At 68.2% G+C, this 10,251-nt stretch carries 7 protein-coding genes and 1 pseudogene; 6 read left to right on the top strand and 2 right to left on the bottom strand.

The window, feature by feature from the left end:
* Both AB0O34_RS27500 and AB0O34_RS27495 read right to left on the bottom strand, forming a co-directional pair.
* Positions 1–1,696: ricin-type beta-trefoil lectin domain protein (locus tag AB0O34_RS27500; RefSeq protein WP_363920129.1), on the bottom strand; the 1,696-nt coding region annotated here is incomplete at its 3' end.
* 207 nt (positions 1,697–1,903) lie between these two features.
* Positions 1,904–4,147 (bottom strand): family 2 encapsulin nanocompartment cargo protein terpene cyclase, encoded by a 2,244-nt coding sequence (locus AB0O34_RS27495; RefSeq protein WP_363920127.1) that lies wholly within the window; start codon positions 4,145–4,147, stop codon positions 1,904–1,906.
* 449 nt (positions 4,148–4,596) lie between these two features.
* Here AB0O34_RS27495 and AB0O34_RS27490 point away from each other — a divergent pair, with 449 nt between their 5' ends.
* The 6 genes and pseudogenes from AB0O34_RS27490 to AB0O34_RS27465 all read left to right on the top strand — a co-directional run bounded on the left by AB0O34_RS27490 (position 4,597) and on the right by AB0O34_RS27465 (position 10,132).
* Positions 4,597–6,354 carry an ABC transporter substrate-binding protein gene (locus tag AB0O34_RS27490; RefSeq protein WP_363920125.1) on the top strand — a complete coding sequence of 586 codons (1,758 nt, stop codon included), beginning with the start codon at positions 4,597–4,599 and terminating at the stop codon, positions 6,352–6,354.
* A 92-nt stretch (positions 6,355–6,446) separates the two neighbouring features.
* A pseudogene (locus tag AB0O34_RS27485) lies at positions 6,447–6,992 on the top strand (ABC transporter permease); the annotation flags it as partial.
* Positions 6,989–7,885 carry an ABC transporter permease gene (locus tag AB0O34_RS27480; RefSeq protein WP_363920123.1) on the top strand — a complete coding sequence of 299 codons (897 nt, stop codon included), beginning with the start codon at positions 6,989–6,991 and terminating at the stop codon, positions 7,883–7,885. The pseudogene AB0O34_RS27485 and the gene AB0O34_RS27480, both read left to right, overlap by 4 nt.
* A complete protein-coding gene (locus AB0O34_RS27475) occupies positions 7,882–8,616 on the top strand; it encodes an ABC transporter ATP-binding protein (RefSeq protein WP_363920121.1) in 735 nt (244 codons plus the stop codon). The genes AB0O34_RS27480 and AB0O34_RS27475 overlap by 4 nt, the downstream gene beginning before the upstream one ends.
* Entirely contained in the window at positions 8,616–9,503 is an 888-nt protein-coding gene (locus AB0O34_RS27470; protein ID WP_363920157.1) for an ATP-binding cassette domain-containing protein, read from the top strand. Before AB0O34_RS27475 ends, AB0O34_RS27470 begins: the two co-directional genes overlap by 1 nt.
* Positions 9,504–9,604: 101 nt before the next feature.
* Positions 9,605–10,132, top strand: coding sequence for an NUDIX hydrolase family protein (locus AB0O34_RS27465; RefSeq protein ID WP_363920119.1), 528 nt, complete (start codon positions 9,605–9,607; stop codon positions 10,130–10,132).
* The last annotated feature ends 119 nt before the right edge of the window (positions 10,133–10,251 follow it).

Below are 10,251 nucleotides of genomic sequence, written 5' to 3'. Positions count from 1 at the left end.
CGCTGCCGTTGCAGTCGTAGATCTGGACCTTCGTGCCGTTCGCGCTGCTGGCGGCGTTGACGTCGAGGCACTTGCCGAGGGCGCGGATGGTGCCGTCGGTGCCGACGGTCCACTGCTGGGCGGTGCTGCCGTTGCAGGTGTAGAGCTGGACCTGGGTGCCGTTGGCGCTGCTCGCGCCGGCGACGTCGACGCACTTGCCGCCGTACCCGGTGATGGCCTTGCCGCCGGTGCCGCCGCCGGACTGCGTCCCCGACCAGGTGAAGGTGGCCGAGGTCTTGGTGGGCAGGCTGTAGGTGAACGACTGGCCGCCCCAGTTGACCTTGACCGACTGGGTGCCGCCGGTGGTGTTGTAGGCGATGAGCGCCTTCGAGCCGTCCGGGTTCTTCCAGGCCACGTTCTTCACCGAGGAGTTGGCCGTGGAGTCCACCCGGTAGGCCCCGGGCTTCACGAACTTGGTGAGGTGGCCCATCGTGTAGTACTCGATCGTGTAGTCGACCTGCCCGCTGCGGGCGTCGCCGTTGTGGACGGTGATCAGGCCGGTGCACGTGCCGCACCCGCCGTTGTGCGGGCCCTGGTTCTGGTCGACGGCGAGGCTCCACTTGACCCAGCTACGGTCCCAGTTGCGGGTGTAGTCGATCAGGTTGTTCATGTCCTCGGTCTGCTGGTCGGGGATCCAGTTCCCGCCCGAGTGCTCCGTCATGTACGCGTTGACCTGCGGATACTGGTTGTGCACCGTGGTCTGCGTGGTGACGTCGCCGCCGTACCCGTGCCAGGCGATCCCGCCGAACAGCGGGTCGTTGCGGATGGCGGCGTCGTTGACCAGCGGGGCGGCCCAGGTGTTGTAGGCGTCCCAGTTCCAGTCGTTGACGAGTGTCTTGGTGGTGATCCCCGCGTTGCGGAACGCCGGCCACAGCGCGCTCTTGATGAAGTACTGCAGGCCGGCGGCGTTCCACTGCATCGAGGGGTACCCGGCGCAGCAGGTGGGCTCGTTCTGCGGTGAGACGTAGTCGATGCGCACGCCCTGGGCCTGGTACGCCTGGATGTACCTGGCGAAGTACTCGCCGTACAAGCCGTAGTACTGCGACTCCAGCCAGCCCTGGCTCCAGGCGTCGTTGTCCTTCATCCAGGCAGGCGAGCTCCAGGGCGAGGCCATGATCTTCAGCGCCGGGTTGAGCGCCTTGGCCTGCTTGGTCAGGGGGAGCACGTCGGCGAGGTCGTGGTTGATCGAGAACCCGGTCAGGTCGCAGCAGGTGTCGTCGTAGGAGTAGTTGGACCGGGCGAGGTCCGAGGAGCCCATCGGGTTGCGCACGAAGCTCAGGCCGATGCCGTTGTTCGGGTCGAACAGCTTCTGCATGACCGCCGTTCGCGTGCTCGCGCTGAGCGCGCCGCTGCTGTTCATCAGCCAGGCGGCGGTGTCGGTGAACGACGCGCCGCCGCCCTCGAACTGCTGGTAGGTGGTGTTGTCGTTGACGGTGATCGTCTGGGCCGCCGAAGGGCTGGTGGCCGCGAAGGACACGGGCGCCTGCTGCTGGAGGCCCCTGGTCACCGTGCGGCCGCCTGAGTCGGAGGTCGTCGTGAGCCAGATGTTCACGGTCTCGCCGGCCGCCTGCGCGGCCGGGGCCTGGGCGACTCCCAGCCCGGCGCCCGCCAGCAGCAGGGCGAGAGGCAGGGCCAGCCTGGATCTTGGGAAGGGCATGCGGATCTCCATCTAAAGGATGAGTGAAGACCTGCCGTACGGCCCTGCCCGGCGTCGCACTGGCGTGAAGCAGTGTTAACACGCCCGAAACGGGGGGCGCAACGTCTCAACGCCGATTAAATTCACCGCTTAAATCTCGCCGCGAAAAAAGTACGGGTCAACGACGCCCGGCACCCGAGGTCGTCCACGGGTGCCGGGCGCCCGGGTCTACGAGGCCTGGTGGCCGGCCACCAGCCCCGCGACGCGTGCCGCCGAGGTGCCGAGCCCGGTCGGCGGGAACGAGAAGTCCTCCGGCGTGGCGGCCTGGCGGGTGCGGTTGAGTTCGGCCTCGGTGTACCGCACGCACCTGCGGTGCCACTCGAGGATTCCCGACATCCACTCCTTGAGGTCGTCGGCGTGGCGGGTGAGCGCCGCGCGGGCCGTCTCGTCCAAAGCGTGCTCGTCGAACAGAGCGGGCAGGTCGTTGGCGATGATGTGCTCGAACTGCCGCATCCGCGCCTCCATCAGGTCGGCGACGATGTCCCGCGCCTTCCACCGGTCGACGTCCAGGAAGTGCTCCACCACCAGGACGAGGTTGTGCGCCTCGCCCTCGAACTCGATCTCCTTCTGGTAGGAGAACAGGTCGTTGGTGAAGCACGCGTAGTCCTGCGCCGCGGTGTCCAGCTCGCGCATGACGCGTGTCTGGTAGATGCCGGCGGGCACCTCGTCGGCGTGCGCGAGCCGGGCCAGGCTCATCGTCATGTCGGACCCGAACGTCCTGCGGCGCATCTCGATGTAGTCGATCGGGTCGGGGATGCGGTTCTGGGCCTGGTTGGCCACCTCCCACACCCAGCTGGAGGTCATGTCCTCGATCGCGGTGCGGAACTGCCGCCGCGCGGACGGCTCCATCGGCCCGGCGGTGCGCCGCCACAGGTCGGCGAGGCCCCGCTCGATCGGGTTGGCCGGCTCGGGGGTGGCCCCGGCGTCCAGCGGCATGAAGGAGGGCAGCCGGGCGTCGCACAGCTTCGCCCCCGCGACGTCGCGGGTGGCCCCGAACGCCATCGGGAAGTAGTCGTCGCCGTACGTGCCCCAGGCCAGCCAGTCGGAGGACAGGTTGAGCTCGTCGGGGCTCGCGTCGGCGTGGATCATGGCGGCGCAGTGCGCGAAGTCGAAGCCGACGAAGCGCCGCTCGTCCCAGATGCCACCGGCCTCCACGCCGGGCACCGAATCGAACATGCCCATCTCCCGCGCCCAGCCGGCCGCGTGGCGTCGCGCGGCGTCGATGTGGGGGCTGGTGCGCACCGGGAACGGCATGTAGAGATCGGGCAGCGGCAGGTGCCCCACTGGCTGGAAGGGCAGGTGGGAGTGCTGGCGGGCCCTGCGCTCCAGGCCGAGGCCGGCCGGGGAGAACGCCAGGCCGGTGGTGCCGAGGCCGGTCGGGCCGGGAAGCACTCCGGAGGACCCGCGGACCGCGCCCTCGTTCATGTACCGGCTCGACCTGGCGTGCCACTCGTGGCCGCCGGACTGCCAGTCCTGCAGGCCCTTGACGTACGCGGCGACGGCGGCCTGGTCGTGCGGGGGCACGCTGCGCTCGGCCAGCAGGGCGGGGACCTCGGTCAGCGCGGTGTTCTCGAACTGCTGCAGCCGGGAGGTCAGCAGGTCGTTGACGAGCTCGGCGGCCTCCTGCGTCGAGCAGTCGAAGAACCGCTCGAAGACCAGCACGGCGTTGGAGTTCTCCCCCTCCTCCCGCACCTCGCGCTGGTAGGAGAACAGGTCGTTGCGCAGGTGCACCGCGTCGGAGAAGGTGTCGGAAAGGACGCGCATCGGCCTGGTCGCGGCGATGCCGTCGGGGATCTCCGCGTGGGCGGCGTACTCGACGAGGTTGGCCGACCACGGGGCGCCGCCGACCTTGCGGCGCATCTGGACGTACTCGATGGGGTTGGCGACGCGCCCCCGGTCGATGTTGTCGAGCTCCCACATCGACTCGACCATCAGGTTGTGCGTGCTGGTGATGAAGCGCCGCCGCCACGCGGGCGACATCGACGGGACCGTGCGCTCCCACAGGTCCTTGAGCCCGGCCTCGGCGGGGTTGGCCGGCTCCGGGGGAGTGTCCCCGTCGACGGTCATGAACAGCTCCAGCCGGTCGAGGTAGGCCTTCGCCCCGGTGAGGTCGCGGGAGTACTTGAACTGCTCCAGGAAGTGGTCGTCGAAGAAGAAGACCCAGACGTACCAGTCGGTGATCAGGTCGAGGGTGGGGCCGTCGCAGTCGGGGTGGGTGTAGGCGCACATCAGCGCGTAGTCCATCTCGGCGAGCGCCGCGTCGTCCCAGACGACGCCGCCTCCGGGCTTCGGGGCGTCGAGCATGCCCATGCGCGCGGCCCAGGCCTGGCTGTGCTCCCGGGAGCGTTCCAGGTGCGGGTTGAGCCTGGCGGGATACGACATGTAGAAGTCGGGCAGTGTGAAAGCCTGCATAGGCGTGCCTACTCTCTTGAGCCGACGACTGGTGCAGTTCACTTACGGTGACGACAGTCGCACCGAGGGTACCGTACGGCAGCGCGCGGGTAAGCGACATCCCTGTAGAGCGTCAAGGGCCGCCCGTCCGGCGGGTTCTGATCCGATCCGTGGTCCAGGCCGCTCCGGAAGTTCCGTCGACTGAATCGGTTCATGTCCGGACGTCCGGCGTACGGCGCGCGGAGGTCCCCCCCCGGCGGTCGATCCCGGCACGCACGACCCGGATCGATCTTCGGGTCGCCGTCGTCCCTGGTGAGCGTGATGCCTTTTAGGGCCGGGGATATCCGGCGCGCCCGGCGCCCGCCGTCTCGACGTATCGAACGTGTCACGGCTATTGACAGGGCTCAGCGGATCATCGGGGCTTGGCACGCACGCGGACCTCCGCCAGACAGGCGGGGAAGGAGAGACAGATGCGTAAGCCGGTGCGGATCATGATCCCGCTCCTGGCGGCCGGCATGCTCGCCGTCGGCTGCACGGGCGGCGGATCGACGCCTGCCCCCCAAGGCTCCGGGACGGCGGGGGCGCCCTCGGCCGGCCCGGCGAACCCCAACGCCATGCCGCGTAACGAGACGCTGTACACCAGCGGCACGCAGTGGGGGCCGCCGGCGAACTTCAACCCGATCCGGGAGTGGGACTCGGCGACGGGCACGAAGGGCCTGGTCTACGAGACCCTGTTCCACTTCGACCCCAACGCGGGCAAGCTCACCCCGTGGGTGGCCGAGAGCGGCGGCTGGACCGACGACACGACCTACGAGCTCAAGATCCGTAAGGGCGTCAAGTGGTCGGACGGCACGCCCTTCACGGCCAAGGACGTCGCCTTCACCTTCGGGCTCGGCAAGATGGAGACGATCCCCTACCACAACGTCTGGGAGTGGCTGAAGAACGTCGAGGCCACCGACGACCAGACCGTGAAGTTCACCTTCTCCACGGCCAACCACCAGGAGTGGGACTTCAACCTCTACAACCGGGCCATCGTGCCCGAACACCTGTGGGGCAAGCTCTCGGAGGAGGACGTGCTCAACGGGGTGAACGAGAACCCCGTCGGCACCGGCGCCTACAAGTTCTCCAGCCACGACCAGGACCGCGCCGTGCTCACCAAGCGCGACGACTGGTGGGGCAAGACCGTGCTCAACATGGACCCGAAGCCGAAGTACATCGTCGACATCGTCAACACCAGCAACGAGGTCGCGATGGGCCTGCTGCTGCAGAAGGGCATGGACCTCAGCAACAACTTCCTGCCCGGCGTGGCGAACCTGGTCAAGGGCAACTTCGGGCTCACGACGTTTTACAAGGAACCGCCGTACATGCTGTCGGCCAACACCGCGTGGCTGGTGCCGAACACCACCAAGAAGCCGATGGACGACGCGGTGTTCCGCAAGGCCCTCGCGACCTCGGTCGACACCAGGAAGATCGTGGAGGGCGTCTACGGGAACCTGGTGAAGGCGGCCGGCCCCACCGGCCTGCTGCCCCAGTGGGACCAGTTCGTCGACCAGAACGTCGTGAGCCAGAGCGGCTTCTCCTACGACAAGGACAAGGCCAAGAAGCTCCTGGCCGACGCGGGCTACAAGGACCGCGACGGCGACGGGCTGGTGGAGAACAAGGACGGCTCCAAGCTGAGCCTGACCCTCATGGTGCCGTCGGGCTGGACCGACTGGATGGAGGCGGCGCGCTCCATCGCGGCCAGCGCCAAGGAGGCGGGCATCTCGGTCACGCCCGACTTCCCCGACTACAACGCGCTGGTCGAGAAGCGCGGCAAGGGCGACTTCGATCTCGTGATCAACAACGAGCGCCAGCTGTCCAACACGCCGTTCACCTACTACCAGTACGTGTTCCAGTTGCCCGTGCAGAAGGTGCAGAACACGGTCAACTTCGGGCGCTACGAGAACAAGAGGGCCTGGGAGCTGGTGCGGAAGCTGGACCAGGTCAAGACCGACGACATCGCGGGCATGAAGGCGGCCGTCGCGGAGATCGAGAAGATCCATCTGGAGGAGCTGCCGGTCATCCCGCTCTGGTACAACGGCCTCTGGGCCCAGTCGAGCACCAGCACGTGGAAGAACTGGCCGTCCTCCGAACAGGGGGCGCCGAAGTACGCGCCCGTCATGTGGCGCAACTGGCTTGAGATGGGCGGGTTCGAGACCCTCACGCAGCTCCAGCCCGCGGCCTCCTGACCGCATGATGCCGCCCCCTCCACTTCCCTCGCGCGGTGCGAAGAGGAGGGGGCCTTTCTGGGAGACTTCTCTTGCGTCGATATTTCGGTCGGTGGCTGGCCGTCCTGCTGGCCTGGGGCTTCGGCGTGATCCTCGGGATCTTCCCCGTCGCCGGCGGCTACAGCTTCTCGACCAGGCCCAACTGGTCGCTGGACTTCATGCTGGACCTGCTGCACCACTGGGCGCTGCCGTTCGCCTCGCTGTTCCTGGTGGCCCTCGGCGGCTGGGCGATCGGCATGCGCAACATGATCATCTACGAGCTGGAGTCCGACTACGCCAACTACCTGTCGGCGCTCGGGGCCCCGCAGCGGCTGATCAGGAGGTACGCGTTCAGGAACGCGGTGCTGCCGCAGATCACCGGCCTGGCGCTGCAGCTCGGCGTGCTGGTGGCGGGCGCCCTCGTCACCGAGATCGTCTTCTCCTATCCCGGCCTCGGGAGCCTGATACTCAAGGCGGTCCAGAACCAGGACTTCTTCCTGCTCCAGGGCACCTTCCTGTTCATCGTCCTCGGCGTGCTGATCGCCAACTTCATCATCGACATCGTCTACGTCGTGGTCGATCCGCGTACGAGGACGGGAATGGCGGGTGCGTCGGCATGACGGCTCCTCCGCAGGACGTCCCGGCGCGGGAGACCGCGGCCCCGCCGAGCATCCGGCGCGAGGCCCTGTACTTCGCCGTGCGCAACACCAAGCTGGTGATCGGGGCCGCCATCGTCCTCGCGTTCCTCGCACTCGGGCTGGCCGGGCCGCTGCTCACCGCCGCTGAGCCCAACGCGTACGTCGGCCTGCCGATGCAGCCGCCGTCCGGGGAGTACTGGTTCGGCACCACGACCTTCGGCCAGGACGTCTTCGCCCAGTTCGTGTACGGGCTGCGCACCACCTTCCTGGTCGGGGTCCTCGGCGGAGGGGTCGCGGCGGTCGTCGGCATGCTGGTCGGCTTCGTCGCCGGCTACCGGGGCGGCCTGGTGGACGAGATCCTCAACATGCTGACCAACATCGTCCTGGTGCTGCCCGCTCTGGCCGTGCTGCTGATCATCAACGCCTACCTCGGCATCCGCAGCGTCGGCGCCCAGGCGCTGTTCATCGGCCTGACCTCCTGGCCGTGGGCGGCACGGGCGATCAGGGCGCAGACCTTCTCGCTGCGCACCAGGGACTTCGTGGACCTGGCCAGGCTCAGCGGCGCGAACACCTGGAAGATCATCACCAGGGAGATCGCGCCGAACATGAGCTCCTACCTGTTCATGACATTCATCCTGCTCTTCGGCGGCTCGATCCTGATCGCCTCGTCGCTGGACTTCATCGGGCTCGGCCCGACCGAAGGCGTCTCGCTCGGGCTGATGCTGCAGAACGCCAGCCAGTGGAGCGCGATGCAGCTCGGCCTGTGGTGGTGGTTCATCCCGCCCGGCGCCGGGATCACCGCCGTCGTCGGCGCCCTGTACGTGGCCAACGTGGGCCTCGACGAGGTCTTCAACCCGAAGCTGAGGGAGACATGAGCCTGCGGGTCAGCGATCTGAGAGTGCATTACCAGACCCTGAAGGGGGAGGTTAAGGCGCTCGACGGCGTCTCGTTCGAGGTGGGGGACGGCGAGATCCTCGGCCTCGCGGGGGAGTCCGGCTGCGGCAAGACCACCCTGGGCAAGAGCCTGATCCGGATGGACGGGCGCATGCGCCACATCGGCGGCGAGGTCGAGCTGGACGGCGAGGTGATGCCCATCGGGGACGATCGGCCCGGCATGAAGCAGCGCATGGTGATGGTCATCTCCACGCTGCTCGACCCCTCGCTGCTCATCGCCGACGAGGTCACCTCCGCCCTGGACGTCTCGACCCAGAAGGCCGTGGCGCGGGCGCTCGCGGGCTTCCGGGACAACGGGGTGGTCAAGAGCATGATCTTCATCACGCACGACATCTCGCTCACCTACCAGATCGCCGACACGATCATGATCATGTACGCGGGCAAGGTGGCCGAGCGGGCGCCGGCCAAGGTGATCGTCGAGGCGCCCCGCCACCCGTACACCAAGCTCCTGATCGACTCGCTGCCCGAGGTCGGCGTGCGCCACGCCGACCGGAAGCTGGCCGGCATCCCCGGCGGGCCCCCGTCCCTGCTCGACCCGCCGACCGGCTGCCGGTTCAGGGACCGCTGTCCCCTGGCGTACGACCGGTGCGCCGAGGAGCCCCCTGCGGTGGAGATCGAGCCCAACCACGTCGTCGCCTGCTGGAAGGCATGATGCTGAGACTCGACAACGTCACGAAGGTCTACAAGGTCGGGGCCTTCGGCGGCGGATCACTGACGGCCGTGGGCGGCGTGAGCTTCGACGTGCGGCAGGGCGAGGTCGTCTCGCTCATCGGCGAGAGCGGCAGCGGCAAGAGCACGCTCGGCCGGATGATCCTCGGCCTGACCCCCGCCACCAGCGGCTCGATCACCCTGGACGGCGTCCCGGTCAAGCCGGGCAAGGCGTACTACCGCGACGTCCAGGGCGTGTTCCAGGACCCCTTCAGCACGTTCAACCCCGTCTTCAAGGCCGACCGGGTCTTCCGCATGATCAAGGAGGCGTACTTTCCGGGCGTGCCCGAGGCCGAGTGGACGGGCCGGGTGCGTTCCTCGCTGGAAGACGTGCGGCTCAACCCCGATCAGATCCTCGGGAAGTTCCCCCATCAGCTCAGCGGCGGCCAGCTCCAGCGGCTGCTCATCGCGCGGGCCCTGCTGCTGGACATCAAGCTGCTGGTGGCCGACGAGATCACCAGCATGCTGGACGCCTCGACGCGCATCGACGTGCTGAACCTGCTCGCCGAGCTCAAGGCGCGCGGGCTCGGCGTGCTGTACATCACCCACGACCTGTCGCTGGGCACCTACCTGGCCGAGCGCACGGTGGTGCTGCGGAGCGGCGCGGTGGTCGAGATGGGGCTGACCGAGAAGGTGTTCAGCCGGCCGCTGCATCCCTACACCCGGCAGCTGCTGGCGGCCGTGCCCCGGCTGCGGGAGCCCTGGCAGGACGCCGAGCCGGTCGAGTCGTGCCCGTACCACGACAGCGGCGCCACGGGCGGCCTCCTGGAGGAGGAGAAGGATCACTTCGTCGCCTGCGCCCGGCTCCCCGAGTGCGCAGGGAGACCCTGACGACGGCGCGCAAGCCGATGTGGTGCCCGGCCTTGGCCGACAACTGATCTGGGGCTGCGCGGGGCGGGCCGGACGCCAAGTACCATCGGCTGGTGACCGAAATGACCGAAACCGTGCCCGGCTGGCTCAGTCCTGGAGAGCTGGAGTCGGCGCGTTCGCGGATGCCGATCCTCTACGTCGACGCCGTTCCGGTGCGAGTGGACGACACCGGAGTGGTGACGCACGTCGGCCTGCTGCTGCGCATCGGGTCGGACGGGACGGTCAGCCGTGCTCTCGTGTCTGGCCGCGTGCTGTACCAGGAGCGCGTCCGCGACGCGCTGATGCGCCACCTGGAAAAGGATCTGGGCGCGGTGGCGCTGCCCCGGGTGCCGATTTCGCCGCAGCCGTTCACCGTCGCCGAGTACTTCCCTGAGCCAGGTGTCACGCCCTACCACGATCCCCGCCAGCACGCGGTGTCCCTCGCCTACGTGGTGCCGGTCGCCGGAGACTGCCGTCCCAGGCAGGACGCCCTCGACCTCGTCTGGTTCACGCCGGAGGAGGCCGCCTCGCCGCAGGTGCTACAGGAGATGACCGGCGGTCAGGATGTGCTGCTGAAGCAGGCTCTGGCGCACGTGGGCTGCCTGCCCTGACGGCCGCTCCGGCTTGGCGGGCGGCTGGGAAAAGAAGATTCCCCAGGTCTGTGACCTGGGGAATCGGTGGTGGGCGATACTGGGATTGAACCAGTGGCCTCTACCGTGTCAAGGTAGCG

The sequence above is a fragment of the Sphaerisporangium sp. NPDC088356 genome (assembly GCF_040685555.1).
GTDB lineage: Bacteria > Actinomycetota > Actinomycetes > Streptosporangiales > Streptosporangiaceae > Sphaerisporangium.
Note: the sequence above shows the minus strand (reverse complement) of the source record. Positions and strands in the feature narration are given on the sequence as shown.

Bases quoted from the DNA above. Each gene is read 5' to 3' on its own strand.
- AB0O34_RS27490 (WP_363920125.1), top strand. From the start codon at position 4,597: ATGCGTAAGCCGGTGCGGATCATGATCCCGCTCCTGGCGGCCGGCATG.
- AB0O34_RS27475 (WP_363920121.1), top strand. From the start codon at position 7,882: ATGAGCCTGCGGGTCAGCGATCTGAGAGTGCATTACCAGACCCTGAAG.
- AB0O34_RS27480 (WP_363920123.1), top strand. From the start codon at position 6,989: ATGACGGCTCCTCCGCAGGACGTCCCGGCGCGGGAGACCGCGGCCCCG.
- AB0O34_RS27470 (WP_363920157.1), top strand. From the start codon at position 8,616: ATGCTGAGACTCGACAACGTCACGAAGGTCTACAAGGTCGGGGCCTTC.
- AB0O34_RS27465 (WP_363920119.1), top strand. From the start codon at position 9,605: ATGACCGAAACCGTGCCCGGCTGGCTCAGTCCTGGAGAGCTGGAGTCG.
- AB0O34_RS27495 (WP_363920127.1), bottom strand. From the start codon at position 4,147: ATGCAGGCTTTCACACTGCCCGACTTCTACATGTCGTATCCCGCCAGG.